This is a genomic window from Halodurantibacterium flavum (genome assembly GCF_042681825.1).
Classification (GTDB): Bacteria; Pseudomonadota; Alphaproteobacteria; order Rhodobacterales; family Rhodobacteraceae; genus Halodurantibacterium; species Halodurantibacterium flavum.
Map to the genome: position 1 here is coordinate 168,132 of NZ_JBHUGH010000010.1, position 25,321 is coordinate 193,452.

Below are 25,321 nucleotides of genomic sequence, written 5' to 3' on the forward strand. Positions count from 1 at the left end.
CCTGATCGTCAGACGCCGGGCGCGATGGCCCGGCGTCGGTAGTAGCTTTCACTGGCGGCTGGGTCTAGAGCCTGCCGTCCTGAATCCGCAATTGCCGTGCCCGCGTCAGGATCGCATCCTCGACCGCGCGCACCGTTTCCCGGCTGACCGCCCCGCCGCCCTGCGTCTGCAGCGCGACCTTGAGCGAGCGCGCGTCGAGTGCCGGGTCCTGCACATAGACGGTCGCACGATAGGCACGTCCCCCGCCGGGCGGCACGCCATACCCGGTGACGATCACGCCCGAAAACGGATCGACGGACTCGATCGGCAGGAAGTTCAGCACATCGAGTGACGCGTTCCAGATGTAACGGTTCACCCGCAGCGTCGTGTTCGTGTCGGGGCTGTTGAAAAGGTCGAAAATCCCGGCCTCGCGCGGGGCGCGCGGGTCCGTCACCAGAACGTCCCCGCCCTGAAGCGGGATCGGCGTCGTGTTCTGGTTTGCGTTGTTCCCGCAGGCTGCCAGCAGCAGCAATGTCCCAACGGCTGCTGCCCGAACTGTCGTGGCCCGCATGATGGTTTCAGCGCTCATCAGTCCCCCGTCCGCTGGCGAAATGCGCTGCCGCCCGCGTTGCGGGTGGCGTCACGGTTGTCTAGCCGAGCGGCGGCACCCAAACAAGCGCCTTTTCCCCCACCCGTCCGGGCAACGCCGCAGCAAGGGTTTCTGCAGTGACTTCTGCTGCGGCTTGTGCCGGCAGGCGTGGCCCTTCGGCGGGGAAAAGCCGGTGTGACTTTGCTGCATCATCCGCCATGACTTTCCTGCCCGGTTCAGGGTTCAACTTGCTTTGATGGCGCCATGGCGGGAAATAGACGCAGTACCCAATTCGGATTCCCCTGAGTTGGGCCGCACCCTAAAGACAACGAGGGAAAACGATGAAAAAGATCCTTTTTGCGACGACCGCCCTGGTCATGACCGCTGGCGCCGCCGCTGCAGAAGTGCGCTTGGCCGGTGACGCACGCATGGGCGTTCTCTATGATGGCGACGACTGGGGCTTCACCAGCCGTGCACGTCTTCAGTTCAACATGTCGGGCGAAACCGACGGCGGCCTGACCTTTGGCGCATCGTTCCGCGTCAACGACGAAGGTGCGCAGTCCGGCGCGCGTCAGGCTTCGACCGGTACCCGCGGCACCGTCTTCATCGCTGGCGACTTCGGCCGTCTGGCAATGGGCGCACCGGCTGGCGCTGCCGAAGCAGCTGTCGGTGATCTCTACGAAGTGGGTCTGACCGGCCTGGCGTTCTACAACGAAGTTGACTACCTGACCGGCGACGGCGCAGGGATCAACGGTGCGTGGAACCCGACCGTTCTCTACTCCTACACCTTCGGTGACTTCAGCTTCTACGCATCGGCAAGCGACGGCAACAACGCTGGTGGCCGCGTCGAGAACCCGGCAACCGACGAAGGTTCGCAGGACTACTCGGTAGCGGTTGCATGGGCAAGCGGCGACTTCAAAGTCGGCGTTGCTTATGAATCGTCGGAAGTGACGACGGTGGCCGGCGGCGTCGCAACGACCGCTGACACCCAGGACCAGTGGGTTCTCGGTGGTGAGGCAACCTTCGGCGACTTCGGCCTGAAGGCGATCTACGTCAACGGCGCACGCAACGTTGCCGGCGGCGTGAACACCTACGACTACGAAGAGTACGGCCTCTCGGGTTCGGCAACCTTCGATCTGGTCACCGTAACGGCCTTCGCTCGCGAAACCCGTCAGGAGTTCCCCGTGAACACCCTGTCGAACCGTTACTACGGTATCGGCGCTCGCTATGACCTCGGCGGCGGCGCATCGCTCGTCGGCGGCATCGGTCACCGTGACGTGGAATACGGTTCGGCTTTGAACGCTCCGGACACCTACGGCGACTTCGGCATCGCGTTCCGCTTCTGATCCCTGCGGATCATATCGGACAGAGAGAGCGGGCCTTGGCCCGCTCTTTTCTTTTTCCGGTCCCTGTGGCTTTCTGCGGCCCATCGGATAAATGGGGGCAGGTGATGGCACTGGCGGAAATTCAGGATCGCGTGCGGGCGGCGGAACGGGCGGCGGGCCGCCCCGAGGGGGCCGTCCGACTGATCGCCGTTTCCAAGATGCAGCCCGACGCGCGGGTCGAGGCCGTACTCGATCAAGGCCATCGCCTGTTCGGTGAAAACCGCGTGCAAGAGGCCGCCGGCAAATGGCCCGGTTTTCAGTCGCGTTTTCCCGATGCCAGGGTGCACCTGATCGGCCCCTTGCAGACCAACAAGGCGCGTCAGGCGATGGAGCTCTTTGCCGCTATCCATTCGCTCGACCGGCCCCGGCTCGCGCAGGCGCTTGCGCGGCTCGCGCAGGAACGCGGTCATTGCCCGGACCTCTTTGTCCAGGTGAACACGGGGCAAGAGCCGCAAAAGGCGGGGATCGCCCCTGCCGATCTCGATGCGTTCGTCCGGGACTGCCGGACGCTCGACCTGCCGGTGGTCGGGTTGATGTGCATTCCTCCGGTGGCCGATGATCCGCGCCGCCATTTCGCCCTGTTGCGCAGCATGGCGGACTCGAACGGCCTCAGCGGTCTTTCGATGGGGATGAGCGACGATTTCGAACCAGCCGTTGCAGAGGGCGCGACCCATATCCGCGTCGGCTCGGCCATCTTTGGCGCCCGCAACTAGCGCAGGATCACCCGTGTTCCCCGCTGTACCCGCCCCGCGAGCCACAAGAGGTCGCGGCGTGAAAACGCCACGCAACCCGCCGTTCCCAGGCGCGGGCGACGCCATTGATGCAGAAAGATCGCCGAACCCCGCCCCGGTGTGGAATCCGGCCAGTTCCAGTCGGTCAGCAGGACGATATCATACATCGGGTCCGCCCGTCGCAGCCGTTCGTGGGAAAACGGATGGGGCGCCCGGACGAGGTGGTTATAGGCCGGGTCCGCGACATCATCCGACCACAAATCGCCCGGGCCGATCGCCCGGGCCCATGGCGGCACCACGCCGGGCGGCAGGCGGTCGGCGCGCCAGAGCATTCCGACGATCCGCATCGTCCCGCGGGGGGTGGCGCCGTCGCCCTCTTGCTTGTCATCAGTGATGCCACTGCGCCCGATGGAACAGGGCAGGGTCCGCCCATGAAACCGGCAACCCCATTGCGTCACGATCAGGTCGGCCGGTTTCACAACAGATGTCCTGACTTGGCAGCCTTGGTGGCAAGGTACTGGGCATTATGCGCAGTTTCACCCACGCGGAGGGGCACGCGTTCCGTCACCTCCAACCCGTTCGCGGTCAGCATCCGCATCTTGGCGGGGTTGTTGGTCAGCAGCCGCACCTTGCCGAAGCCCATCCGGCGCAGGATGCCGGCGCCGATGCGAAAGTCCCGTTCGTCATCCTCAAAGCCGAGGCGGTGGTTGGCCTCGACCGTATCGAACCCCTGATCCTGCAAGGAATAGGCCCGCATCTTGTTCGCAAGGCCGATCCCGCGCCCCTCCTGGTTGAGATAAAGCAGAACGCCAGCCCCCAAGGCCCCCATCTGCGCCAGCGCCGCCCGAAGCTGCGGCCCGCAATCGCATTTCAGGCTGCCCAGCACATCGCCGGTGAAGCAGGCGGAATGAAGCCGCGCCAGAACGGGCTGATCCCGCGGCGGTTGACCGATCTCGATGGCGTAATGCTCCACCCCGCCGTCATCGGGACGAAAGATGTGGACACGCCCTGCCTCGGACGCCGCCATCGGAAGGCGCGCGCTCACCACGGGCGTCAGGCGGTGGGCCTCGGCCTCCTGATCGGCGAGATCTTGCAGCCGCAACAACGTGAGGCCGTTCTCGGTCGCCATCGAAAGGCCCTGCGCCACGCGGAGCATGACCGCCGCCGGCAAGAGTTGCGCCGATTTCACCAGCCGGATCGCCGCCCGGTCCAGCGCCGCCGAGTCCCCGCGCAGGGAACTGAAGGGCCCCAGCAGTGGACGTGCCAGATCATTGGCCGGGTCGGCGACATCACGTATCCAGCCGAGCGAGGCGTCCTGCGGGATCAGGATGCGCGCGACATCGCCATCATAGGCGCGCGCCTTCAGCGTCGCCGCGCGGTGGGAGGTGATGGCCAGGGTCGCCCTCCCGCCCATGACGCGAAGCTGCGCCAGACGCTCCCGGCTCAGCGCTTCGGCCGCTATGGCAAGCGCCGACTGCCCCTCTCCGGTCAGCACAACGGGCACACCCATGCGCAAATCGGCGCGGGCACGGTTGAGTTGTTCGGCAGGGCTGAGATGAAGCGTCATCGTCGTGGTTCCGGACCTGGTTGTCTTTCAGATAGCCTTTGCCGCAACGAATTGAAACATATGGCGCCCGGCGGACACGTCCACGTGAGGAATATGTCGTTTGCTTGCCGGAAGCGCCATGGAACCGCATCTCAGGCTCAAGAATTATTGAAATAGGAGGGGACTTGATGGCCAACCTCAAGAAAATTCTGCTGGTCGATGACGAAGACGACCTGCGCGAGGCGCTCAGCGAACAACTCGTGATGACCGAGGATTTCGACGTGTTCGAGGCCGGGACCGGGGCCGAGGCGATGGAGAAGGTAAAGGCGGCGCATTTCGACCTTGCCATCCTTGATGTAGGGCTACCCGATACGGACGGGCGCGAACTGTGTCGCCGGATGCGGAAACAGGGCGTCAAATGCCCCATCGTGATGTTGACCGGGCATGACAGCGACAGCGACACGATCCTGGGCCTTGATGCGGGCGCGAATGACTATGTGACCAAGCCGTTCAAGTTTCCCGTTCTTCTGGCGCGGATCCGGGCGCAACTGCGAACCCATGAGCAATCAGAGGATGCTGTATTCCAGCTTGGCCCTTACACCTTCAAGCCGGCCATGAAGATACTCATCGATGAGAAGGACCGGAAGATTCGTCTGACGGAGAAGGAAACCAACATCCTCAAGTTTCTGTATCGCGCATCCGATGGTGTGGTGCCGCGCGACGTACTGTTGCATGAGGTGTGGGGCTACAACGCCGGCGTGACCACCCATACGCTGGAAACCCACATCTACCGCCTGCGGCAAAAGATCGAGCCCGATCCGTCCAACGCGCGCCTTCTTGTAACCGAGAGCGGAGGCTACCGGCTCGTCTCCTGAGCCGGAGGAGAGAGCCGAGCGGGTTTGCACATTCGCTCCGGACAGATAAAAGGGGGCGGCAGAAACCGGAGCCGCCCCCATGCCCTTTACCGTCGCCACATGGAACATCAACTCGGTCCGCTTGCGAGCGAGTCTGGTGGAACGTCTTTTGCGAGAGGAAGCGCCTGACGTTCTCTGCCTGCAGGAATGCAAGTGCCCGATCGAAAAGCTGCCCTTGGAGATTTTTCACGCGCTCGGCTATCTGCACGTCGTGGCGCGAGGGCAGAAGGGGTATAATGGCGTCGCGATCCTGTCCCGTTTGCCCATTCAGGATGTGGGGGAACAGGATTTTGCGACCTTGGGTCATGCGCGCCATGTCGCGGCGCGACTGGAAAACGGGGTGACGATTCACAACTTTTACGTCCCGGCGGGGGGCGACATTCCGGACCGGGAACTTAACGTCAAGTTCGGGCAAAAGCTCGACTATCTGACGGGTATGCGCGACTGGTTCCACGCCGAGCGGCCGGAAAAGGCGATCCTGGTTGGCGATCTGAATATTGCGCCGCGCGAAGATGACGTCTGGAGCCACAAGCAACTCCTCAAGATCGTGAGCCATACGCCGGTCGAGGTGGAACATCTCGCCGATGTTCAGGACTCGGGGAACTGGGTCGACATTACCCGGCAGGATATCCCATCGGGGCAGCTTTACAGCTGGTGGTCCTATCGCGCCGCCGATTGGGATGCCGCCGACAAGGGGCGGCGGCTGGACCACATCTGGGCCACACAGGATATCGCGAATGCGGGCCATTCAAGCCGCATCCTGCGCCCGGTCCGCGGCTGGGATCAGCCCTCGGACCATGCCCCGGTTTTCGCGAGTTTCGATCTCTGAGCCCATTTTTCCGGCTCGCGTTCACCGCCGGTTAAGTGCGCGGTGCGCATTCTGGTCCGGCCCTGTGTTCAGGGGCGGGCGAGGATGGCGGAATGGCGCATCGGGATCAGGCGCATCATAGAATAGCGGCGGCCCTGCATGCTGCGGTGGCTGGTGCCAGCCGCCGGGCGAAGCGGCGGTTTTTCCTGGCATGTGACGTTGGAATGGCGGCGTTTCTTGTGCTCGCCGGGGGCGGTGGGCCGTGGCTCGCCTTCATCCTTTCGGTTCTTGCCGGCGCGGGGGCGCTGCTTCTGGGGCTGCACCGCATAAAGCTTGTGGGCTATGATCTTGAGAATGCCTGCCGGGGATTCTGGCTTGCCGCGGGCCTCGGGGTTGCAGCGCTTTTTCTGATGGCTCCGATCGACGCGATCCTGTGGATGATGGCGTTCTTTCTTGGCCATGTCGGGCTGCGCGTCGGGCTCTTGCGTATATTGCTACAGGTGGGGCGTGTCGTGCATCCGGTTCAGCGCGTCGTCATTTATGGCGCGGGACAGACGGGGATGCAGATTGCCTCTGCGTTGCGTCTGCATCGCCGGATTCGTCCCGTTGCCTTTGTCGATGACGACAAATCTCTGTGGGGAACAGATATTGCGGGCCTGACCGTCCTGCCACCGCAGGATCTGGCCGAGATCGTCCGCAAGGGACAGACCGCGAAAGTACTGCTTGCAATACCTTCTGCGCCGGCTGCCCGCCAGCGAAGGATCGTCACCGACCTGCGTGGCATGGGCACGCGTGTGGTCGTTTGCCCTTCGCTTTCCGACCTGATGACAGAGGAGGGGCAGGAGACCGGCAGCATCGACCGGTTTCTGGGGCGTGCCGGGGTGCCCTTGACCGCCGGGGCGGAGCTCAAGGGGCTTTCCGTCATGGTGACAGGGGCTGGCGGCAGCATCGGAAGCGAGCTTTGCCGCCAGCTTCTTGCGATGTCGGTGCGCAGGCTCGTCCTGCTCGAACGCAGTGAGATCGCGTTATATTCCCTGATGCGGGAACTTTCCCCTCGGGCCGAAGCCGAAGGCGTGACGCTCGTGCCGGTTCTCGCCTCGATCCTTGATGCCGCTCTCGTGGCGCGCGCGCTGCGTGAGAACAGTGTGTCAGAGGTTTTTCACGCAGCCGCCTACAAGCATGTTCCGATGATTGAGAATGACCCGGTCAGCGGGCTGGCGAACAACAGTCTCGGCACCCGGGTGTTGGGTGAGGTCGCTGTCAAATGCGGCGTAAGGCGGTTCACCCTGATTTCCACCGACAAGGCGGTAAGTCCTGCAAGTATCATGGGGGCGTCGAAGCGTCTGGCGGAGCTGATCGTGCAGGATCTTGCCCGCAGGAGCGCGAATACAGCCTTTGCGATTGTCCGGTTCGGCAATGTCCTGGGTTCGTCCGGATCGGTAGTACCGCTCTTTCGCAAGCAGATCGCCGAAGGTGGGCCGGTGACCGTTACACATCCGGAGGTGACCCGCTACTTTATGTCGGTTGGCGAAGCAGTCCATCTTGTGCTGGAGGCTGGCGGTCTCGCAAGCGCCGGGGACGCGGCGATATTCGTGCTCGATATGGGCGCGCCACGGCGCATCGCCGATCTTGCGAATGAAATGGTACGGGCCGCCGGCTATCGTCCCTTCGAGGGGCGGCAGGGTGAGGGGGATATCGAAATCCGCTATACTGGCCTGCGGCCAGGCGAAAAGCTTCACGAAAGCCTCGCATCTTCTGACTGTCTCGTGCCAACGTCCAACCCCAGGATCCTGCGGGCCAAAGAGGACGCGCTTTCGCAGCTGGAGACTGCCGCTGCGCTGCGTGCCTTGCGCGATATCGTTGCAGAAGGCGATCCCGTGGCCGCGAGGGAGTTTGTGTCGCGCTGGGTTCCCGGCTACAATGCCGGCAGCGCGGCGTTGCAACCCTGCATCCCCCAGGCACCAGTTTCCCTCAAATCCGCGCTGTGATGTTGTGAAGGCTTGTTCCGCTTTCGCGGGGGTCCTACAAACGCGACAAACGGGGGATAAAATGACGCAGTACCAGCGGGTGTGGGCGGGGCGACGCAATAGGCACTTGGCGAAGGTTTCGGCGATCAGCCTTGTGGCGGCGCTTGCTGCAGGCCCGGTGATAGCCGAGACAGTTCAACCGTCGCTGAATTTCCAGGGCGTGCCGGGCCTGATCGATATGCCATCGGGTTTTGCGAACCCAGACGGCACTGTTTCCGTGACGCTCGGAACGTTCGGTTCCATCAGGCGGACGTCGGCGACGTTCCAACTCTCCCCGCGCATCTCGGCGACGCTACGCTTTTCGAACGTGAGCGACTGGGACGCAGAGCTTCCTCCGGCCGAGCAGGGCGTCGATACGTATCGGGGCCGGAGCCTGGATCTCCGGTTTCTCCTGCTGGAGGAAACGACGCAGCTTCCTGCGCTCTCGCTCGGGCTTCAGGACGTGGCGGGCAGCGGCCTTGTTCCGGCTGAATATCTGGTGGCGAGCAAGACGGTCCTGCCGAATCTGCGTGTGACGGCAGGCCTTGGCTGGGGAAGGATCGCGGGACGGGACAGCCTTGGATCCCCCTTCGGCGATCGTCCCGATCCCAGCTTTGATCGTGGTCAGGCGCCGGCGCTCGACACGCTTTTCCAAGGGCCGATGTCTGCCTTTGGCGGCGTTGAATGGCAGGTGACTCCGCGGATCGCCCTCCTGGCGGAGTATTCCCCTCAGGATTACGGCGAAGAAGAGCGTCGTGGCCTTATTGAGCACAAGAGCCCGTTCAACTTCGGTGCCGAATATCGTGTGACTGATTTTATGACGGTGGGCGGTTATTATCTCTATGGGTCAGAGTTCGGCGCTACTTTGCAGCTTGCTTTCTCGCCCTATCAGCGCCCCGGAAATGCCGGAATTCGCGACACTGCTCCGATGCCGGTCAAGGCCCGGCCTGCGGCGGGTGATGCCGCATGGTCGTCTGCCTGGGTCGATCATCCGCAATCCGCGCCCACGCTGCGCGACAATGTGGCACAGTATCTGGCGCTGGACGGTCTGCAGCTCGTCGGGCTCGAGGCGCAGGCCGACCGGCTCGAAGTGCGATATCGTAATCTCCGCTTTGATGCAGAGGCGCAATCGGTCGGGCGGGTCGCCCGTATTCTGACCCACCTGGCACCGGCCTCGGTCGAAACCTTCGTCATCGTGCCGGTGGTAAACGGTATGGCGACGTCCGCTGTCACCCTTCGCCGGAGCGATGTGGAGCGGTTGGAGAATGCGCCTGATGCTTCCGAGGCGGTCCGGCAGGTGCGGCTGATTCACGACGCCCAGGCGCCGTCGGCAGGCATGCTGTTCGTCGCACAGGAGCCCCGGTTCACCTGGTCGCTGGGGCCGTTTCTTCGCACCAGCAGCTTTGATCCCGATCAAGAGACACGCGCAGCGGTGGGTCTTCGCTTGCGGGCAGCTTACGCTTTATCGCCTGGCCTGATTGCGTCGGGCAGTCTCACTCAAAGTGTCTGGAGCAATCTTGACGATCAGGATCGCGGTCCAAATGGCAGCGGCGCGCTTCATCCGGTTCGCACGGACGCGTGGCAATATGACAGAGAGGGTGATCCCACCCTCGAAACGCTCACGCTTGCCGGTTACTCCAAGCTTTCGCCAGACATCTATGGCCGCGTTACGGCGGGTTATCTCGAACGCATGTATGCGGGCCTGTCCGGAGAGGTTCTCTGGAAGCCCGTCCAGAGCCGGCTCGGGCTGGGCGCAGAACTCAACTATGTGCAGCAGCGCGCCTTTGGCGGTGGGTTCGAGTTGCAGGATTACGATGTCGTCACCGGCCATGTGTCTGCCTACTACGATATCGGCGGCGGCTATCACGCGCAGCTCGACCTCGGACGCTACCTCGCCGAAGATTGGGGCGCGACGGTGTCGCTGGACCGTCAGTTCGAGAATGGCTGGCGCTTTGGGGCCTTCGCGACGTTCACCGATGCCTCAAGCGCGGATTTCGGTGACGGCGCATTTGACAAGGGGGTGCGTGTCTCGATCCCTGTCGCGTGGGTATTGGGTAACCGCACGCGAAACGTTCAGAATGTGACGATCCGTCCGAATATCGGTGACGGCGGCGCGCGGCTGTCGGTGGATGGGCGGCTCTACGACACGGTCCGCGACTACCACGAACAGCCCATGGATGGGCAATGGGGAAGGTTCTGGCGATGAGCGGCAGGGTGACAATTGTTCTCATTTCGCTGCTGCTGTTGGCAAGCTGCGGCAACGACCCTTCCGGCGGTTTTCGACTTGGAGGACTTGGTGCGGCCGTGAAGGATGCCTTTGGTGGCCCGCAACCGGAGCCGGTCGCGCCCGTTACCCGGGCCGAGATCGCGCAATCCCCCGTTCCGCTATTGCAGGTTGCGATCCCCTCGAGGGGCGCAGAGGCGATCCTTGTTCCTGCCGGCCGGAATGCCGGGGTCACGACATGGGCAACGGCCGATGGCTCGACGCTCGCGCTCAGGGGGGGCGTTCTGGTCGCCTCCCGTGGTTTGGGGCATGATCTGATGTCGGCGGCAGTACCAACGGACAGCCAGATCCTTGCCGGACAAGGGCGGCACTCGCGCAGCTACTACACGCTCGACGGTGCGGATCGGACAGTGCGCCACGATTTCAGTTGCGTCCTGAGCCGGCACGAAGCGCCCGCCATCCAGATCGTGGACAGGCTGTTTCCCGTTCACGAGGTTCGGGAAACCTGTGAAGGTCCGACCGATGGTGTCGTGAATCGCTACTGGATCAGCCGGGAGGGCCGTATCGTCCGCTCGCTCCAGTGGCTGGGAACAGATGTGGGCTTTTTGCAACTTACTGATCTTTCAGCTTGACGGAACCCGAAGCGAGCTTTGCGACTTGATACGAGGGTGCTAATTTCGCTCTCAGTCAACCAAATGGAGAATATGATGAAACGCATCATTACGTCCGCTGCTGCTTCGGCCATGATCCTGGCTGGTGCTTCGTCGGCTTACGCTGGTGGCATGGCCCCGGTCGTCGTGGAGCCCGCTCCGGTCGCACCGGCTCCGGCTCCGGTCGCTGCCCGTGGCACGCTCGGCACCGGCGCTATCGTCGGCGCGCTGCTCGGCCTCGCGGTGATCGCTGTGGCGGTTGCGGACTGATTTAGTCCTTTGACTGATCAAAAGGGCCCCGGCAATGCCGGGGCCTTTTCCGTTTCCCTCTTGGCCTTTGCTGTCCCGCCGCACATATAGGGCGCAGGATTGAACAGCGAGGGGCGCGATGCTGGGGTTTGGTGAGGTCAAGCAGGCTCAGACGGATCTGGTGAAGGACACGACCGAGGCGACCTTCATGGCCGACGTGGTCGAGGCGAGCCGCGAGGTCCCGGTCATCGTCGATTTCTGGGCGACATGGTGTGGCCCCTGCAAGGCGCTCGGGCCCGCGTTGGAGGCGGCGGTTCAGGCGGCGGGCGGCAAGGTCCGGATGGTCAAGGTCGATGTCGACAAGAACCAGATGATCGCGGCGCAGCTCCGTATCCAGTCCATCCCGACCGTCTATGCTTTCTGGCAGGGCCAGCCGGTCGATGGCTTTCAGGGTGCGCTGCCTCCGGCCGAGATCAAGACATTCATCGAACGTGTAGCGGCCCTTTCCGGTGGCGACGGCGGTCTGGAAGAGGCGGTTGCCGCAGCCGAGCAGATGCTGACCGAGGGTGCCGCCGTCGATGCGGCAGAGACATTCGCCGCAATCCTTGCCGAAGATCCCGAAAGTGCGCCAGCGCTCGGGGGGCTTGCCCGGGCGCATCTTGCGCTTGGCAATCTCGATCAGGCCGAGGCATTGCTGAACAACGCGCCCCAATCGATGGCAGGCGCCAAGGAGGTCGAGGCGGCGCGGGCGCAACTTGACCTCACGCGGCAGGCCGAAAAGGCCGGGCCGGTGGCGGATCTTCGCGCTGCGGTCGCGGCGGCCCCCGACGATCATCAGGCGCGCTATGACCTCGCGCTGGCGCTCCATGCGGCCGGCCATGTCGAAGAGGCCGTGGACGAGTTGCTGGACCTCTTCCGCCGTGATCGGGAATGGAACGACGGGGCGGCAAAGGCCCAACTTTTCAAGATATTCGACGCCCTGAAGCCGCAGGATCCGATCGTTCTCAAGGGGCGTCGCCGGCTGAGCTCCATGATATTTGCCTGACCGTAAGGGCGCACTAGGTTGGGCACCATGTTCAACGTCTCGGATTTGCCGGATACGATCGCCGTTTTCCCCCTCCCCGGGGCGCTTCTGCTGCCCCGCGCGCGACTTCCGCTTCATATCTTCGAGCCGCGCTATCTCGCGATGCTGGACGATACGATGAAGACGCGGCACCGGCTGATCGGGATGGTGCAGCCGCGCGAGGTTCCGGGTTCCGCCGAGCGCAAGCTGCAGGCCATCGGCTGCGCGGGGCGGGTGACCGGCTTTTCCGAGACCGAGGATGGTCGCTACATGATTACCCTTACCGGCATATCGCGTTTCCGGGTTACGCAAGAGGTGGGTGGTTTCACACCCTATCTTCGGGCGGATGTGGCCTGGTCGGGGTTCGAGCGGGATCTGGGCCCGGCAGAGGATGACACCGACTTTCCGCGCGCCCGGTTCATGACCCTTCTGGGGCGGTATTTTGCGTCGCAGAACCTCTCCACCGACTGGGGAAGCCTGCGCGAGGCCGAGGATGAACTGCTGATCAACTCGCTCTCGATGCTCTGCCCCTTTTCGCCGGAGGACAAGCAGGCGTTGCTTGAGGCCCCGTCGCTCCAGACCCGTCGCGAAACGCTTGTGACGCTGCTGGAATTTGCGCTGCGCGGCGGAAATGACGACGAGATCATGCAATGACCGAAAGCGCATTCGACCGCAGGATGCTGGAGGCGCTGGTCTGCCCCCTCACGCATGGGCCGCTTGCCTATGATGCCGAGGCGCAGGAACTGGTGTCGCGGGGCGCGAGGCTCGCCTTTCCCATCCGCAACGGGATCCCGGTGATGCTGCAGTCAGAGGCGCGGAACCTTGACGACGATCAGCCGGTGAGAAACAGCATCAAGTAAAGCGTGCCGGCGCCGGCGACGATCGCCGCGAGAACGTTGCGGGTGAAGTAACCGACCCCGAGCGTCACCGCCGCGGCCGAAAGGCGGGCCGGGTCGATCTCTCCTCCGGTTGCCTGGGGCCAGACGACGAGCGGTGCGACGAGCGCGGGCAGGACCGCCACTGCCGTGTAGCGCAGATGCCGCAAGACCCAGGGCGGGAGATCTTTTCCCCCGAGAATGCCGAGGAAGGAAAAGCGGATCAGAAAGGTTCCGATCCCCAGCAGAAGGATGATCGTCCAGATCTCGAAGGTGGAATAGTTCATCCCCGTGCCTTTTGCCAAAGTTCGACCTGCGCGCCCACCACCATGGCGCCAAGTGCCGCGACCAGCAGGCCCGAGTTATAGGGCATCCAGGCCAGCAGCAGCGCAAGCACGACCGAGGTGAAGGCCGCGGCGACATGGGCGGTCGTGCGCAGCATCGGGCCTATCATCGCCAGAAACGTGATCGGGACCGCGAAATCCAGTGCCAACCCTTCCGGCAAGGACCGCCCCGCGGTCGCCCCCAGCAGGGTAAAGAAATACCATGGCAGCCCCGTAGGAATGATCGTACCGAAGAAATAGGCCAGCCTTTCCGCCATGCTCATCTGCGGCCGGGTCTCATATTCCACGGCGCTGAGCGCATAGGACTGGTCCAGCATGAAATAGGCGACCAGCGCGCGTTTACCCACGCTGGCCCGCCCCAGATAGGGCGCGAGCGATGCCGAATACATCGCCATCCGCATGTTCACGGCCAAGGCGGTCGCGACGACGATGATCGTGGGCGCATTGTCGGACATCAACTGAAGCGCGGCGAACTGCGAGGCACCTGCGATGACGAGGATGCTGAAGCCCATCACCTCGGCCAGGTTGAGGCCGGCAGCCGTTCCCGCGACGCCGAAGACGACACCGAAGGGACCGACCACCAGCAGGAAGGGTGCCGCGTTCCGCAGGCCGCGCCAGAAGGCTGAAGAGACGGGAGAGGACATCAGAAACCTCAGTCGAAGGTGCCGCTGGCACCCGCCAGCAGCATGAAGGCGCGTGCGGTGCGGGTCTGGGCGAGCCACATCAGATGGATGTCCTGCATCTCTGGCTCGAATGCGGCAAGCGTCTTGTCGAACATTCGCAGGAAATGATGGGCCGCGTCCCGAAAGACCGGGTCCTGCCGCAGCAGCACGGTCGTGGCTGCGGTTGCCTCTGGCGTGTCGAGCGCGGCGAGCCCGGCCAGTGCGCGCCCCCTCTCACCCCGCGCGAATCTGCGCCACAAGCCGACGTCGGTGTCGCTGGGCGCGAGATCATCGGTATAGAGGCCGGACTGAGCCAGAAGGGTCAGCACATCCTGCGCAGCGCGGATGAGCTTGGCCGCCGCAGGATCGGCAAGGGCATTATGGAGTGCCCGGAACCCCTCGGCATCGTCCGGATCGTCGGGAAAGTTCAGCGCGAGAACAAGGTCCTCGGCGGTGACGCGCGGGGCAGGGACGTCCTGGAAATCAAGCGCGGCCTGAGGGTCCGGCGGGTCATCGGCGATGAGATGATCCGGGGCCGGGATATCCCGGGACGGCGCGGCCGGTTCCGCCGCCGGCGCCTGGGGCATCGACTGCTGGCGCGCGATCTGCGCCCGCCTCAGCCCCTCGATCGTGTCATGCAGATGGGCCGCCTCTGCCCGCAACTGCCGCAGGCTGCGCATGGTCATGACCGTCACCCAGATCAGGGCCGGGGGCACGACGACGGTCATCGTCGCCAGAAGCAAGCCGGCGGGGCCGCTGTCGCCCTGCCATCCAAGTGCCACCGCCCCCAGCCACAGGATCGTCAGGATTACCCCCGCGACCTCGGCCATGCCGGGGCGGGTTGCGCCTGTCTGGTGCGGCGAAAGGCCCGGGATAGTCGGACCATGTCGTCCCGGAGCTTTCATGGTGCCCCTCAGATATACTGAACCCGGAGAATCTCGTAGCTGCGGTCTCCCCCGGGTGTCTTGACCTCGACGCTGTCGCCCTCGTCCTTGCCGATCAGGGCGCGGGCGAGGGGCGAGCGGATGTTCAGAAGACCCTTTTCGATATCGGCCTCGGCTTCGCCCACGATCTGATAGGTCCGCTCTTCGTCGGTGTCTTCGTCCACCAGCGTCACCGTGGCGCCGAACTTGACCGATCCCGACAGGCGCGAGGGGTCGATGACCTCTGCCAGCGACAGAAGCCCTTCGAGTTCCTTAACACGGCCTTCGATAAAGCTCTGGCGTTCCCGCGCGGCATGGTATTCGGCATTCTCGGACAGGTCGCCATGTTCGCGCGCCTCGGCGATGGCGCGGATCACGGCGGGTCTCTCGACCGATTTCAGGTTCTTGAGTTCGTCCTCAAGCGCCGCGTGTCCGGCGCGTGTCATTGGTATTTTTTCCATGGCTCTACTTTATCAGACACGAATGAGGGCGTCGCAGCCCTGCCGCGACACCCGGGTCCCCTTCTTGCCCTTCACCTGAACCGAGCCGCGCACGGATTGCAAGGCCCGTGGCCGCCTTTCGTCCGCGGGACGCCGGAAATCGCCCAAGATGCGGCGCACCGCCAGCAGCGTCACGATTGACCCTGCCTTGCGCAATAATATAACCCGGATGACGAGAAAGCGAAAAACGCCAGCCCGACAGGCAGAGGGGGTAGCCATGACCGAAGTATCGCGCGAGTCGATGGAATATGACGTTGTGATCGTCGGTGCGGGGCCGGCGGGGCTCTCGGCGGCGATCCGGCTCAAGCAACTCGACCCTGACCTGCAGGTGGTGGTGCTGGAAAAGGGCTCCGAGGTCGGTGCGCATATCCTTTCGGGTGCGGTCCTCGACCCCTCGGGTCTCGATGCGCTGATCCCGGATTGGCGGGAACGCGGGGCGCCGGTCAATGTGCCGGTGACGCAGGATAATTTCTACCTGCTGGGGGAGGCCGGGCAGATCCGCATCCCCAACTGGCCGATGCCGCCGCTGATGTCGAACCATGGAAACTATATCGTCTCGATGGGCAATGTCTGCCGCTGGATGGCCGGGCAGGCCGAGGAACTGGGCGTCGAAATTTTCCCCGGCATGTCGGCCTCCGAGCTTGTCTATGGCGAGGGGGGCGAGGTCGTAGGCGTGGTCGCCGGCGAATTCGGGCGCGAGCCTGACGGCACGCCGGGCCCCAGCTACGAGCCGGGAATGGAACTGCGCGGAAAATATGTCCTGCTGGGCGAGGGCGTTCGTGGCTCTCTCTCCAAGCAGGTCATGGCGCGCTATGACCTCTGCGCGGGCAAGGAACCGCAGAAGTTCGGCATCGGCATGAAGGAGATCTGGGAAATCGACCCGGAGAAGCACCGGCCCGGGACCGTGACCCATACGATGGGCTGGCCGCTTGGCAACAATGCCGGGGGCGGATCGTTTATCTATCATGCGGAAAACAATCAGGTCCATATCGGCTTCGTGGTGCATCTGAACTACGAAAACCCATGGCTCTATCCGTATATGGAGTTCCAGCGGCTCAAGCATCATCCGCTGATTGCCGAACTGCTGCGGGGCGGCAAGCGTGTCGCCTATGGCGCAAGGGCGATCAGCGAAGGTGGCTGGCAGTCGATCCCCAAGGTTGCCTTTCCGGGCGGGGCGCTTCTGGGCTGTTCCGCAGGCCTTGTGAACGTGCCGCGTATCAAGGGCAACCACAACGCGATGCTGTCGGGCAAGGCCGCGGCCGAGGCCGCCCATGCGGCGATACGGGTCGGGCGGTCCGGCGATGAGCTGACGGGCTATGAGGACGACCTGCGCAGCGGTCCCGTCGCCCGCGATCTGCGGCGCGTCCGCAACGTCAAACCGCTCTGGTCGAAATTCGGGCTGCTGGGGTCGCTGACGCTTGGCGGGTTCGACATGTGGGTTGCGAACCTTTTTGGCGTCAATCCGATGGGAACGCAAAAGCACGGCAAGTCGGATGCGGCGGCGACCGGGCTTGCCGCCGACCACAAGCCCATCGTCTATCCCAAGCCGGATGGCGTCTTGTCCTTCGACCGGCTGACCAACGTGGCCTTTTCCTTCACCAACCATGAAGAAAGCCAGCCCTGCCACCTGCAACTGCGCGACCCGGTCATCCCCATCGCCGTCAATCTGCCGAAATTCGCCGAACCTGCGCAGCGCTACTGCCCCGCGGGCGTCTATGAGGTGGTGCAAGAGGCGGGGGCCGAACCCCGCTTTGTCATCAACTTCCAGAACTGCGTCCACTGCAAGACCTGCGATATCAAGGACCCGAGCCAGAACATCAACTGGGTCACGCCGCAGGGGGGCGACGGGCCGAACTATCCCAACATGTAATATGACAATTGCGCGAGCAGCGGCGCGCGCATTGCCTTGCGTGCCGCCCGCGACTACGGTTGCCGCATCGACCACCGCAAGGGGGAGGGGCGCCATGACGCGTAAACTCACGCTTACACTCGCGGCCGCGCTGGCGTGCTTCGGCGCAGCCACGGATCAGGCGCGGGCCGACGGGCTGGCCGGGGCCTATCTGGCCGGTCGGCAGGCGCTTATGCACAATGACTTTGCGGCAGCGGCGCCGCATCTTTCGGTCGCGGTCGCCCGTGACCCGCAGCATGAACTGCTGCTTGAAAGCATGATTGCCACCCATGTCGCGCTTGGCGATGTCGCGCGGGCGGTGCCGGCGGCGCGGGCGATGCTGGATCAGGGCTTTCCCACGCAGACGGCGCATGTGGTCATTCTCGCCGATCAGGTTGAGCGTGGCGCCTGGGAAGAGGTGCTGGCGGGGGCCGAAGGGCGGAATGTCGGGCCGCTGATCGAAGGATTGGTCGTCGCCTGGGCGCAACTGGGCCTTGGACGGATGTCGGAGGCCGTGGCGGAATTTGACCGGCTCATGGGTGACCCTACGCTGGCGCCCTTCGCGGCGCAGCACAAGGCGCTTGCCCTTGCCTCGGCCGGTGATTTCGAAGGCGCCGAGGAAATCCTGCGCGGCGCGGCCGGCAGCGGGCTTGGCCTGACGCGCCGGGGCGTGCAAGCGCATGTTCAGGTGCTGAGCCAGCTTGACCGGGTCGAAGAGGCGCAGGCCCTGCTTGCCGCCGTCCTGGATGCGAATGCCGATCCGGTGCTGGAATCCCTGCAGGAACGGCTGGCGGATGGCGAGGTGCTGCCCTTTACCATCATCCAGCAGCCGGCGGATGGCGTGGCCGAGGTCTTCTATTCCGTCGCCATGGCCCTGGCGCCGGAGGACGGCGATCAGTCGGCGCTTCTTTACGCGCGGCTGGCCAGCCACGACCGGCCCGCGCATACGGACGCAATCCTGCTATCGGCGAGCCTTCTGGAGTCGATGGGCCAGTACGACCTGGCGACGGCGGCCTATAACCGCATTTCCCGCGACGATCCGGCCTATGATGCGGCCGAGCTTGGCCGGGCCGAGGCGCTTTATAATGGCGGGCGGGTCGAAGCCGCCATCGAGGTAATGGAACAGCTTGCAAGGGCGCGCCCGGACCTTCCGCTGATCCATATCGGCCTTGGGGACATGTTGCGCCGTGAAGGCCGCCATGCCGAGGCGATCCCCGCCTATGACCGCGCCATCGCGCTGATCGATGAACCGAGCGACGGTCATTGGGCGCTTTTCTACAGCCGCGGCATTTCGCATGAGCGGGAAGGGAACTGGCCCGAGGCCGAGGCGGATTTCCGGTCGGCACTGGATCTGCGCCCGGATCAGCCGCTTGTTCTCAACTATCTCGGCTATTCCTACGTCGAGAGGAACGAGAACCTTGACGAGGCGCTGGGCATGATCGAACGCGCGGTCGCCGCGCGCCCCGAGGACGGCTTCATCACCGACAGTCTGGGTTGGGTGCTTTATCGCCTCGGCCGCTATGAAGAAGCCGTGGAGCATATGGAGCGGGCGGTCGAACTGACCGCGACGGACCCGATCATCAACGATCATCTGGGCGATGTTTACTGGGCCGTCGGACGCCGCCTTGAGGCTGAGTTCCAGTGGCGCCGCGCCCTCTCGTTCAAGCCGGAACCGGAGGAGGAACGGCGCATCCGTCGCAAGCTGGATGTCGGGCTGGACGCGGTTCTTGCCGAGGAAGGCGCCCCGCCGCTGCGCATGACGATGAATGGCAACTGAGGGTTTTGCCCCGGCCAAGATCAACCTCGCGCTTCATGTGACGGGGCGGCGGGCGGACGGATATCATCTGCTCGACAGCCTCGTGGTCTTTGCCGATATCGGCGATCACGTCCGGGCGGTGCCGTCCGACGCGCTGTCACTGGACGTCACCGGCCCCTATGCCGACGCGGTGCCGCAGGGCCCCGGCAACCTCGTGCTGCGGGCGGCGGCCCTGATGGGGGGGCAGGCCCGGCTTTGTCTGGAAAAGAACCTGCCGCCCGCATCCGGCATCGGCGGGGGATCGTCTGACGCCGCGGCGACGCTGCGCGTGCTGGCCGGTTTCGGGCGCGCCCTGCCTTCGGATGACGCGGTGCTTTCGCTCGGCGCCGATCTGCCTGTCTGTCTCCTTGCGCGGGCGGCGCGGATGTCGGGCATCGGCGAACGGCTGGAGCCTCTGGACGGGTTGCCCCCTTTGCCCGCAGTTCTGGTGAATCCGGGGATAGAGGTCTCGACGCCCCGGATTTTCACGGCACTGGAGCGACGCGACAACCCGCCTTTGCCTCCGCGCGTTCCCCTGTTGCCGGATGCTCCTGCGATGGCGCGATGGCTCGAACCGCTGCGCAATGACCTTGAGGCCCCCGCGCGGAACATCGCGCCGCAGGTGGGCGAGGTCATTCTGGCCCTTTCTGCCCAGCCCGATTGCCTGTTGGCGCGGATGTCGGGATCCGGGGCCACCTGTTTCGGGCTTTTCCCGACCGAAGCGGCAGCGCAGCGCGCGGCTGCGGCCCTGTCGGCGGCAGAACCCGGGTGGTGGGTCCGCGCCGGGACGCTGGGCGCGCAGGCGCCCGCCAGAATGGATGTGGCGCCTAGCTGATCCGCTCGACCACGAAATCCGACAGGTCGGACAGCATGTCCCGCAGGTCATGCGGGGGCAGTTCCGAAACGGCGGCCTTGGCGCGGGCAGCCCAGGCGAGGGCCTCTTGTCGCGTCTCTTCAAGCGCGCCGTGGCGATGCAGGAGCCGCAGCGCCTCTTCCAGATCGCCCTCGCGCTGCTGGCGTTTCTCGATCACCCGTTCCCAGAAGGCGCGCTCTTCGGCGCTGGCCCGGGCCACGGCCTTGATCACCGGCAGCGTCAGCTTGCCCTCGCGGAAATCGTCCCCGACATTCTTGCCGATCGTCTCGCTTGCCCCGCCATAATCGAGCAGGTCGTCAACGATCTGAAAGCTGATCCCCAAGGCATCGCCATAGGTCCGCAGCGCGGCAATCTGATCGTCCGGCGCCTTGGCCACGACAGCGCCCGATTCGGCCGCCGCCGCGAAAAGTGCTGCCGTCTTGCCCCGCACGACCTGAAGGTAGACGGCCTCATCCGTCCGCAGATCCTGCGCGGCGGTCAGTTGCAGCACCTCGCCCTCGGCGATCGTGGCCGACGCATCCGCGAGGATGTCGAGCACCCGGAGCGAGCCAGGCTCGACCATCAACTGAAACGAACGGGCAAAGAGATAGTCGCCCACCAGAACGCTCGACTTGTTGTCCCACAAAAGGTTCGCCGTGGGCCGGCCCCGGCGACGCTCGCTTTCATCGACCACGTCGTCGTGCAGCAGGGTCGCCGTGTGGATGAACTCGACCGTTGCCGCCAGATGGATGTGGTGCGGGCCGTCATAACCGCAGAGTCGCGCCGCAGCGAGCGTGAGCATTGGGCGCAGCCGCTTGCCCCCCGCCTCGACCAGATGTGCCGTCACCTCGGGGATGCGGGGGGCGTGACGCGATGCCATCCGTTCCCGGATCAGCCGGTTCACCGCATCCATGTCATCCGAGAGATAGTCTGCCAGGCGTTCATGCGGCTTGCCGGCGGGCGATTGCGCTCTGTTGTCCAAACTCATGCCTGTCCTGCTACCTGTCTCGACAAAGGGGCCGGTTCGTTCATAGTGTCGGGCATGAGGGAACTTTTGCGCACCACCGACCCCACCATCATCACATTCGCAACGGCGATCCTTGAGGGGCACGATATAGTCGTCTTTCCGATGGACGTCCACATGAGCGTTCTCGAGGGCTCCATCGGCATTTTGCCGCGGCGGCTGATGGTGCGTGATCAGGACCATTTCCTTGCGCGGCAGATCCTGCGTGACCACGATCTGGACCTGCCCGATTGACCGCCGACCTGACCGAAGATCGTTTTCTGAACGGCCGCATCACGCTTTGGCAGCCGCTGCGCGGCTATCGTGCGGCCATGGACCCCGTTTTTCTGGCGGCGGCGGTGCCGGCGCAGGCGGGGCAGACCGTTCTTGAACTCGGCTGCGGGGCAGGGGCGGCGAGCCTCTGCCTCCATGCCCGTGTGCCGGGCCTTGTCATCCATGGGGTGGAGCGTCAGGCAGATTACGCGGAACTCGCGCGTCGCAACGCCGCCCGGAACGGCGCGGCGATGACCGTGACCGAGGCCGATCTGACCGACCTGCCGCCGGTGTTGCGCGGCCTTTCGGTGGATCATGTGATCGCGAACCCCCCCTATTTCCCCTCCGGCGGCGGCACTGCCGCCGACGATCCCGGGCGCGAAACGGCGCTGCGAGAGGAAACGCCCCTGGCCCAATGGCTCGATACTGCCTTTCGCCGTTTGCGTCCGGGGGGCTTTCTGACGTTGATCCAGGCCGCCGATCGTCTGCCCGAGGTTCTTGCCGCCATCGCCGCCCGGGGCGGCAGCACGATGGTTCTGCCGGTGGCGGCGCGCATGGGGCGGCCTGCGCGGCGCGTGATCGTTCAGTGCCGGAAAGGCGCGAAGGGGCCCTTCACCCTGCTGGCGCCGTTCATTCTTCATTCAGGCGATGAACATGAACGGGACGGGGAATCCCTTACTGATGAAGCGCGCGCCATCCTGCGCGATGCCGCGCCGCTCGCTTTGCCGCCGCGGGCGAAGTTTCGCCTCTGACGGGTCTCGGCCCGGTTTTGCGTGACGCGACTCGGTATCTGTGCTGGAATTGTGACACGGACATAACAGAGAGGAGACTGCAATGAGCTTGAGCTCGCATGTGCAAGAATTGCGTCGGAAACACCAAACTCTCTCGGATCAGGTCGAGAAGGCGCAAAAGCGCCCCTCGGTCGATGCCGCGCGGATTGCTGAGATGAAAAAGCAAAAGCTGCGGCTGAAGGAAGAAATCACCCGCCTTTCGCCGCAGATGTGACCTGCGGCCCTAGCGCGCGCTGGCCCTTGCGGCCAGTGCGGCACCCCCGGCGATAAGGATCGCCGCAACGATAATGGTCGGCGTCGCCCGTGTGATGCCGGCCATGATCAAGGCGAGCGTGGACAAAAGCGGGGCGGCATAGGATGCCACGCCCAAAAGCTGGATGTCCCCGCGCTTGACGCCTATGTCCCAGACATAAAAGGCCAGCCCGACCGGCCCGAGGCCGAGCGCCACGACCGAGAGCCAGGACATTGCGCTGCCCGGCCAGACTGTTTCCTCGAACATGAGATGCGCCCCGACCGAAAGCACCGCCGTCGCAAGGCAGAAGACAGCGACCGTCTCTGTCGGCACGTTTCCAAGCCGCCGCGACAGAACGGAATAAGCCGACCATGTCAGCGCGCAGAGGAAGGCCAGCGTCAGCCCCGGGAGGGCGCCGGGGTCAATTCCGCCGGCGCCGCCAAGCACGATCAGCCCCGCCCCCAGAAACGCGATGAGCCCCCCGGCGATATGACCGGGCCGTAACTTCTCACCCGGCAGAAGGCCCGAGAAGATCACGATGAACAGCGGCCAGAGATAGGCGATCAACCCGGCCTCTGCCGCGGGGGCAAGGCGCAGGGCAGAGAAATACAGGAAGTGATATCCGAAAAGCCCCGCGGTCCCGAAGGCATAGACCCGCCAACCGACGCCGCGCAATTGGCCAAGGCCCCCCGTCGCCGCGACCCAGACGATGCCGATCGTGCCGCCGATCCCAAAGCACATCGCGTTCAGAAGCAGCGGGGGAACCGGTTCCGACCCTTTGGTGAAAAGGGCCAGAAGCGCCCAGAGAAGGACGGCGACAAACCCGATCATCGTGGCGCGACTGCGTGCGGACGTCATCCTGACCCCTTTCCTGAACGAGGTCAGAAAGCGCGAAACGCCGCCCTGTGCAAGGGGGCGGCGCCTGCGGTCCGATCGCCGCTCAGCGGTCGTCAGACGAAGAATTGCCCGCCGTTGGCGCTGAGCGTCGCACCCGTGATGAAGCCCGCATCCTCGGACGCGAGGAAGACGACGCAGCGCGCGATCTCTTCGGGTTCGCCCAGACGGCCGACCGGAATCTGCGGGATGATCCGTTCGTTGAGCACCTTCTCGTCGATGGCCCGCACCATTTCGGTGGCGATGTAGCCGGGGCAGATCGCGTTGACGGTGATGCCGGCCCGCGCGCCTTCTTGCGCCAGCGCCTTGGTCAGGCCGAGATCGCCCGCCTTGGCCGCCGAATAGTTGACCTGCCCCGCCTGACCTTTCTGTCCGTTGATCGAGCTGATCGTGATGATCCGCCCGAACTTGCGGTCCCGCATCCCGGGCCAGACAGGGTGGGTCATGTTGAAGACACCGGTAAGGTTGGTGTCGATGACCTCTTTCCACTGCTGCGGCGTCATCTTGTGGAACATCGCGTCGCGGGTGATCCCGGCGTTGTTCACCAGCACATCGACGGGGCCCAGATCAGCCTCGACACGCGCAATTCCGTCCGCGCAGGCGTCGTAATCCGCCACAGACCATTTATAGGTCTTGATGCCGGTATCGGCGCTGAACGCCTCTGCCGCGGCGTCATTGCCGGCATAGTTCGCCGCGACCTGATACCCCGCGTCTCGTAGCGCTACCGAAATTGCCGCGCCAATTCCGCGCGTTCCACCGGTAACGAGTGCAACCCTTGCCATGATCCCCCCTCCAGGTTGTAGCCGTTTTCCAGCCTAGCGACCGGCCGGCGCCCGCGCAATAATATTGCGCAGGCGCTGCGGTTTACGGGCGTTGTGATCTACGGGCGTTCGAGGCACATTGCGACGCCCATGCCCCCGCCGATGCAGAGCGTGGCAAGGCCGCGTTTCGCGCTCCGCCGCTGCATTTCGAACAGGAGCGTGTTGAGCACGCGCGCCCCGGAGGCGCCGATCGGATGGCCGATGGCGATCGCGCCGCCATTGACGTTCACGATATCGGGGTTCCAGCCCATTTCATTGTTGACGGCGCAGGCCTGGGCGGCAAAGGCCTCATTCGCCTCGATCAGTTCCAGATCGCCGGTTTTCCAGCCGGCCTTTTCCAGCGCACGGCGGCTTGCATATACCGGGCCGACTCCCATGATCGACGGATCCAGACCCGCCGTCGCATAGGACGCGATCCTGGCAAGCGGCGTGAGGCCGCGCCGTTCGGCTTCATCGGCGGACATGACCAGCACGGCCGCTGCGCCATCGTTGATCCCGCTCGCGTTTCCGGCCGTAACGCTGCCATCCTTTGCAAAGGCAGGTCGCAGTTTCTGCATCGCCTCGATCGTCGCACCGTGGCGGATGTATTCGTCCTGATCGACGGTGACTTCGCCTTTGCGGGTTTTCACGACGAAAGGCACGATCTCATCGGCAAAACGTCCGGCTTTCTGCGCCGCCTCGGCCTTGTTCTGGCTGGCCAGCGCGAATTCGTCCTGCATTTCGCGGCTGATCTGCCACTTTTCGGCCACGTTCTCGGCGGTCTGGCCCATGTGATAGCCGTTGAAGGCGTCCCAGAGCCCGTCCTTGATCATCGAATCGATGAAGGACATGTCGCCCATCTTGTGGCCAGCACGCAGATGCGCGACATGCGGCGCGACGCTCATGTTTTCCTGCCCGCCGGCGACAACGATGGCCGCATCCCCAAGCTGCACATGCTGCGCCGCAAGCGCGACGCTGCGCAGACCCGATCCGCAGACCTGGTTTATGCTCCATGCGGCACTTTCGATGGGAAGTCCCGCCCGGATATGCGCCTGGCGTGCCGGGTTCTGGCCCTGACCGGCCGTCAGCACCTGACCGAGGATCGTCTCCGATACCTCTGCCTTGTCGATGCCGGCGCGGGCGATGACCGCCTCGATGACCGTCGCGCCCAGTTCGTGGGCAGGGGTATTCGCAAAGGCGCCGTTGAAGCTGCCGACCGCGGTGCGTGCCGCAGAGACAATTACCACATTTGTCATGACTGGGTCCTCTCCCTTCCACCAGAGGCCATGCGGCAATGCAGCACGCGCGGCCCTCAGCCTTCACCTTGCCCGTGGGCGCGCGCAC

29 protein-coding genes are annotated in these 25,321 nt (G+C 64.4%); 17 read left to right on the plus strand and 12 right to left on the minus strand.

The features are described from left to right. Positions 1 to 64: 64 nt before the first annotated feature. Positions 65 to 568: a DUF3576 domain-containing protein gene (locus tag ACFSGJ_RS13680; RefSeq protein WP_390262845.1), complete on the minus strand. Its 504-nt coding sequence runs from the start codon at positions 566 to 568 to the stop codon at positions 65 to 67. 341 nt (positions 569 to 909) lie between these two features. Between ACFSGJ_RS13680 and ACFSGJ_RS13685 the strand changes: the two genes are divergently transcribed. Further along, entirely contained in the window at positions 910 to 1,914 is a 1,005-nt protein-coding gene (locus ACFSGJ_RS13685) for a porin (protein ID WP_390262848.1), read from the plus strand. Positions 1,915 to 2,018: 104 nt separating this feature from the next. After that, positions 2,019 to 2,666, plus strand: coding sequence for a YggS family pyridoxal phosphate-dependent enzyme (locus tag ACFSGJ_RS13690; protein WP_390262851.1), 648 nt, complete (start codon positions 2,019 to 2,021; stop codon positions 2,664 to 2,666). Here the strand turns inward: ACFSGJ_RS13690 and ACFSGJ_RS13695 are convergent. Beyond that, positions 2,663 to 3,163: a L,D-transpeptidase family protein gene (locus tag ACFSGJ_RS13695; protein ID WP_390262853.1), complete on the minus strand. Its 501-nt coding sequence runs from the start codon at positions 3,161 to 3,163 to the stop codon at positions 2,663 to 2,665. The two genes, ACFSGJ_RS13690 and ACFSGJ_RS13695, sit on opposite strands and share 4 nt — an antisense overlap. After that, entirely contained in the window at positions 3,160 to 4,251 is a 1,092-nt protein-coding gene (gene ribA, locus ACFSGJ_RS13700) for a GTP cyclohydrolase II (protein ID WP_390262854.1), read from the minus strand. The genes ACFSGJ_RS13695 and ribA overlap by 4 nt, the downstream gene beginning before the upstream one ends. Before the next feature lie 167 nt (positions 4,252 to 4,418). On the opposite strand from ribA, the gene ACFSGJ_RS13705 reads away from it, so the two are divergent. From ACFSGJ_RS13705 to ACFSGJ_RS13745, 9 genes are all read left to right on the plus strand, one after another. Beyond that, the gene (locus ACFSGJ_RS13705; RefSeq protein WP_390262856.1) at positions 4,419 to 5,105 is read left to right on the plus strand and encodes a response regulator transcription factor; all 687 of its coding nucleotides are present in this window, start codon (positions 4,419 to 4,421) and stop codon (positions 5,103 to 5,105) included. 79 nt (positions 5,106 to 5,184) lie between these two features. Beyond that, positions 5,185 to 5,973, plus strand: coding sequence for an exodeoxyribonuclease III (locus ACFSGJ_RS13710; protein WP_390262859.1), 789 nt, complete (start codon positions 5,185 to 5,187; stop codon positions 5,971 to 5,973). 203 nt (positions 5,974 to 6,176) lie between these two features. After that, a complete protein-coding gene (locus ACFSGJ_RS13715; RefSeq protein ID WP_390262862.1) occupies positions 6,177 to 7,940 on the plus strand; it encodes a polysaccharide biosynthesis protein in 1,764 nt (587 codons plus the stop codon). A 61-nt stretch (positions 7,941 to 8,001) separates the two neighbouring features. Beyond that, positions 8,002 to 10,164 carry a YjbH domain-containing protein gene (locus ACFSGJ_RS13720; protein WP_390262865.1) on the plus strand — a complete coding sequence of 721 codons (2,163 nt, stop codon included), beginning with the start codon at positions 8,002 to 8,004 and terminating at the stop codon, positions 10,162 to 10,164. 8 nt (positions 10,165 to 10,172) lie between these two features. Next, positions 10,173 to 10,814, plus strand: coding sequence for a YjbF family lipoprotein (locus tag ACFSGJ_RS13725; RefSeq protein WP_390262867.1), 642 nt, complete (start codon positions 10,173 to 10,175; stop codon positions 10,812 to 10,814). A 75-nt stretch (positions 10,815 to 10,889) separates the two neighbouring features. Continuing rightward, positions 10,890 to 11,102 carry a hypothetical protein gene (locus tag ACFSGJ_RS13730; RefSeq protein WP_390262870.1) on the plus strand — a complete coding sequence of 71 codons (213 nt, stop codon included), beginning with the start codon at positions 10,890 to 10,892 and terminating at the stop codon, positions 11,100 to 11,102. 118 nt (positions 11,103 to 11,220) lie between these two features. Next, positions 11,221 to 12,126, plus strand: a complete 906-nt coding sequence (gene trxA, locus ACFSGJ_RS13735) for a thioredoxin (RefSeq protein WP_390262873.1) — start codon at positions 11,221 to 11,223, stop codon at positions 12,124 to 12,126. Between the two features lie 27 nt (positions 12,127 to 12,153). Then, entirely contained in the window at positions 12,154 to 12,798 is a 645-nt protein-coding gene (locus ACFSGJ_RS13740; protein WP_390262876.1) for an LON peptidase substrate-binding domain-containing protein, read from the plus strand. Continuing rightward, complete coding sequence (locus ACFSGJ_RS13745) at positions 12,795 to 13,004, plus strand: Trm112 family protein (RefSeq protein ID WP_390262879.1); 210 nt, start codon at positions 12,795 to 12,797, stop codon at positions 13,002 to 13,004. The genes ACFSGJ_RS13740 and ACFSGJ_RS13745 overlap by 4 nt, the downstream gene beginning before the upstream one ends. On the opposite strand, the gene ACFSGJ_RS13750 is transcribed toward ACFSGJ_RS13745, so the two are convergent. The 5 genes from ACFSGJ_RS13750 to ACFSGJ_RS13770 are packed head-to-tail and all read right to left on the minus strand — an operon-like array spanning position 12,977 to position 15,583. After that, positions 12,977 to 13,306, minus strand: a complete 330-nt coding sequence (locus ACFSGJ_RS13750; RefSeq protein WP_390262882.1) for an AzlD domain-containing protein — start codon at positions 13,304 to 13,306, stop codon at positions 12,977 to 12,979. The two genes, ACFSGJ_RS13745 and ACFSGJ_RS13750, sit on opposite strands and share 28 nt — an antisense overlap. After that, the gene (locus ACFSGJ_RS13755; protein ID WP_390262885.1) at positions 13,303 to 14,007 is read right to left on the minus strand and encodes an AzlC family ABC transporter permease; all 705 of its coding nucleotides are present in this window, start codon (positions 14,005 to 14,007) and stop codon (positions 13,303 to 13,305) included. The genes ACFSGJ_RS13750 and ACFSGJ_RS13755 overlap by 4 nt, the downstream gene beginning before the upstream one ends. Before the next feature lie 8 nt (positions 14,008 to 14,015). Further along, positions 14,016 to 14,930, minus strand: coding sequence for a hypothetical protein (locus ACFSGJ_RS13760; protein WP_390262888.1), 915 nt, complete (start codon positions 14,928 to 14,930; stop codon positions 14,016 to 14,018). An 8-nt stretch (positions 14,931 to 14,938) separates the two neighbouring features. Then, entirely contained in the window at positions 14,939 to 15,409 is a 471-nt protein-coding gene (gene greA / locus ACFSGJ_RS13765) for a transcription elongation factor GreA (protein WP_390262891.1), read from the minus strand. A gap of 12 nt (positions 15,410 to 15,421) precedes the next feature. Then, entirely contained in the window at positions 15,422 to 15,583 is a 162-nt protein-coding gene (locus tag ACFSGJ_RS13770) for a hypothetical protein (protein WP_390262894.1), read from the minus strand. Between the two features lie 82 nt (positions 15,584 to 15,665). Here ACFSGJ_RS13770 and ACFSGJ_RS13775 point away from each other — a divergent pair, with 82 nt between their 5' ends. The 3 genes from ACFSGJ_RS13775 (at position 15,666) to ACFSGJ_RS13785 (ending at position 19,966) form a co-directional block, all read left to right on the plus strand. Then, on the plus strand, positions 15,666 to 17,318 hold the full coding sequence (locus ACFSGJ_RS13775) for an electron transfer flavoprotein-ubiquinone oxidoreductase (protein WP_390262897.1): 1,653 nt from the start codon (positions 15,666 to 15,668) through the stop codon (positions 17,316 to 17,318). A gap of 94 nt (positions 17,319 to 17,412) precedes the next feature. Continuing rightward, positions 17,413 to 19,113, plus strand: a complete 1,701-nt coding sequence (locus tag ACFSGJ_RS13780) for a tetratricopeptide repeat protein (protein ID WP_390262900.1) — start codon at positions 17,413 to 17,415, stop codon at positions 19,111 to 19,113. Next, positions 19,103 to 19,966 carry a 4-(cytidine 5'-diphospho)-2-C-methyl-D-erythritol kinase gene (locus tag ACFSGJ_RS13785; RefSeq protein ID WP_390262903.1) on the plus strand — a complete coding sequence of 288 codons (864 nt, stop codon included), beginning with the start codon at positions 19,103 to 19,105 and terminating at the stop codon, positions 19,964 to 19,966. The genes ACFSGJ_RS13780 and ACFSGJ_RS13785 overlap by 11 nt, the downstream gene beginning before the upstream one ends. Here ACFSGJ_RS13785 and ACFSGJ_RS13790 read toward each other — a convergent pair. Next, positions 19,959 to 20,972, minus strand: coding sequence for a polyprenyl synthetase family protein (locus ACFSGJ_RS13790; protein WP_390262906.1), 1,014 nt, complete (start codon positions 20,970 to 20,972; stop codon positions 19,959 to 19,961). The two genes, ACFSGJ_RS13785 and ACFSGJ_RS13790, sit on opposite strands and share 8 nt — an antisense overlap. Before the next feature lie 54 nt (positions 20,973 to 21,026). Between ACFSGJ_RS13790 and ACFSGJ_RS13795 the strand changes: the two genes are divergently transcribed. The 3 genes from ACFSGJ_RS13795 to ACFSGJ_RS13805 all read left to right on the plus strand — a co-directional run bounded on the left by ACFSGJ_RS13795 (position 21,027) and on the right by ACFSGJ_RS13805 (position 22,265). Continuing rightward, positions 21,027 to 21,242: a putative signal transducing protein gene (locus ACFSGJ_RS13795; protein ID WP_390262908.1), complete on the plus strand. Its 216-nt coding sequence runs from the start codon at positions 21,027 to 21,029 to the stop codon at positions 21,240 to 21,242. Continuing rightward, positions 21,239 to 22,012 carry a tRNA1(Val) (adenine(37)-N6)-methyltransferase gene (locus tag ACFSGJ_RS13800; RefSeq protein ID WP_390262911.1) on the plus strand — a complete coding sequence of 258 codons (774 nt, stop codon included), beginning with the start codon at positions 21,239 to 21,241 and terminating at the stop codon, positions 22,010 to 22,012. The genes ACFSGJ_RS13795 and ACFSGJ_RS13800 overlap by 4 nt, the downstream gene beginning before the upstream one ends. Before the next feature lie 82 nt (positions 22,013 to 22,094). Beyond that, positions 22,095 to 22,265 (plus strand): YdcH family protein, encoded by a 171-nt coding sequence (locus ACFSGJ_RS13805; RefSeq protein ID WP_390262914.1) that lies wholly within the window; start codon positions 22,095 to 22,097, stop codon positions 22,263 to 22,265. 9 nt (positions 22,266 to 22,274) lie between these two features. On the opposite strand, the gene yddG is transcribed toward ACFSGJ_RS13805, so the two are convergent. The 3 genes from yddG to ACFSGJ_RS13820 form a co-directional block, all read right to left on the minus strand. Next, positions 22,275 to 23,141: an aromatic amino acid exporter YddG gene (gene yddG / locus ACFSGJ_RS13810; RefSeq protein WP_390262916.1), complete on the minus strand. Its 867-nt coding sequence runs from the start codon at positions 23,139 to 23,141 to the stop codon at positions 22,275 to 22,277. Between the two features lie 92 nt (positions 23,142 to 23,233). Then, positions 23,234 to 23,959, minus strand: coding sequence for a beta-ketoacyl-ACP reductase (phbB, locus tag ACFSGJ_RS13815; RefSeq protein WP_390262919.1), 726 nt, complete (start codon positions 23,957 to 23,959; stop codon positions 23,234 to 23,236). A gap of 98 nt (positions 23,960 to 24,057) precedes the next feature. Next, the gene (locus ACFSGJ_RS13820) at positions 24,058 to 25,233 is read right to left on the minus strand and encodes an acetyl-CoA C-acetyltransferase (RefSeq protein WP_390262922.1); all 1,176 of its coding nucleotides are present in this window, start codon (positions 25,231 to 25,233) and stop codon (positions 24,058 to 24,060) included. Positions 25,234 to 25,321: the final 88 nt, after the last annotated feature.

What these genes read in the sequence shown, in the direction of transcription:
- ACFSGJ_RS13755 (WP_390262885.1), bottom strand. Translation starts at nt 14,007, where the DNA reads ATGTCCTCTCCCGTCTCTTCAGCCTTCTGGCGCGGCCTGCGGAACGCG.
- ACFSGJ_RS13690 (WP_390262851.1), top strand. Translation starts at nt 2,019, where the DNA reads ATGGCACTGGCGGAAATTCAGGATCGCGTGCGGGCGGCGGAACGGGCG.
- ACFSGJ_RS13760 (WP_390262888.1), bottom strand. Translation starts at nt 14,930, where the DNA reads ATGAAAGCTCCGGGACGACATGGTCCGACTATCCCGGGCCTTTCGCCG.
- greA (WP_390262891.1), bottom strand. Translation starts at nt 15,409, where the DNA reads ATGGAAAAAATACCAATGACACGCGCCGGACACGCGGCGCTTGAGGAC.
- ACFSGJ_RS13795 (WP_390262908.1), top strand. Translation starts at nt 21,027, where the DNA reads ATGAGGGAACTTTTGCGCACCACCGACCCCACCATCATCACATTCGCA.
- ACFSGJ_RS13680 (WP_390262845.1), bottom strand. Translation starts at nt 568, where the DNA reads ATGAGCGCTGAAACCATCATGCGGGCCACGACAGTTCGGGCAGCAGCC.
- ACFSGJ_RS13775 (WP_390262897.1), top strand. Translation starts at nt 15,666, where the DNA reads ATGACCGAAGTATCGCGCGAGTCGATGGAATATGACGTTGTGATCGTC.
- ACFSGJ_RS13750 (WP_390262882.1), bottom strand. Translation starts at nt 13,306, where the DNA reads ATGAACTATTCCACCTTCGAGATCTGGACGATCATCCTTCTGCTGGGG.
- ACFSGJ_RS13705 (WP_390262856.1), top strand. Translation starts at nt 4,419, where the DNA reads ATGGCCAACCTCAAGAAAATTCTGCTGGTCGATGACGAAGACGACCTG.
- ribA (WP_390262854.1), bottom strand. Translation starts at nt 4,251, where the DNA reads ATGACGCTTCATCTCAGCCCTGCCGAACAACTCAACCGTGCCCGCGCC.
- ACFSGJ_RS13740 (WP_390262876.1), top strand. Translation starts at nt 12,154, where the DNA reads ATGTTCAACGTCTCGGATTTGCCGGATACGATCGCCGTTTTCCCCCTC.
- ACFSGJ_RS13730 (WP_390262870.1), top strand. Translation starts at nt 10,890, where the DNA reads ATGAAACGCATCATTACGTCCGCTGCTGCTTCGGCCATGATCCTGGCT.
- phbB (WP_390262919.1), bottom strand. Translation starts at nt 23,959, where the DNA reads ATGGCAAGGGTTGCACTCGTTACCGGTGGAACGCGCGGAATTGGCGCG.
- trxA (WP_390262873.1), top strand. Translation starts at nt 11,221, where the DNA reads ATGCTGGGGTTTGGTGAGGTCAAGCAGGCTCAGACGGATCTGGTGAAG.
- ACFSGJ_RS13820 (WP_390262922.1), bottom strand. Translation starts at nt 25,233, where the DNA reads ATGACAAATGTGGTAATTGTCTCTGCGGCACGCACCGCGGTCGGCAGC.
- ACFSGJ_RS13780 (WP_390262900.1), top strand. Translation starts at nt 17,413, where the DNA reads ATGACGCGTAAACTCACGCTTACACTCGCGGCCGCGCTGGCGTGCTTC.
- ACFSGJ_RS13785 (WP_390262903.1), top strand. Translation starts at nt 19,103, where the DNA reads ATGGCAACTGAGGGTTTTGCCCCGGCCAAGATCAACCTCGCGCTTCAT.
- ACFSGJ_RS13805 (WP_390262914.1), top strand. Translation starts at nt 22,095, where the DNA reads ATGAGCTTGAGCTCGCATGTGCAAGAATTGCGTCGGAAACACCAAACT.
- ACFSGJ_RS13685 (WP_390262848.1), top strand. Translation starts at nt 910, where the DNA reads ATGAAAAAGATCCTTTTTGCGACGACCGCCCTGGTCATGACCGCTGGC.
- ACFSGJ_RS13790 (WP_390262906.1), bottom strand. Translation starts at nt 20,972, where the DNA reads ATGAGTTTGGACAACAGAGCGCAATCGCCCGCCGGCAAGCCGCATGAA.
- yddG (WP_390262916.1), bottom strand. Translation starts at nt 23,141, where the DNA reads ATGACGTCCGCACGCAGTCGCGCCACGATGATCGGGTTTGTCGCCGTC.
- ACFSGJ_RS13715 (WP_390262862.1), top strand. Translation starts at nt 6,177, where the DNA reads ATGGCGGCGTTTCTTGTGCTCGCCGGGGGCGGTGGGCCGTGGCTCGCC.
- ACFSGJ_RS13710 (WP_390262859.1), top strand. Translation starts at nt 5,185, where the DNA reads ATGCCCTTTACCGTCGCCACATGGAACATCAACTCGGTCCGCTTGCGA.
- ACFSGJ_RS13720 (WP_390262865.1), top strand. Translation starts at nt 8,002, where the DNA reads ATGACGCAGTACCAGCGGGTGTGGGCGGGGCGACGCAATAGGCACTTG.
- ACFSGJ_RS13745 (WP_390262879.1), top strand. Translation starts at nt 12,795, where the DNA reads ATGACCGAAAGCGCATTCGACCGCAGGATGCTGGAGGCGCTGGTCTGC.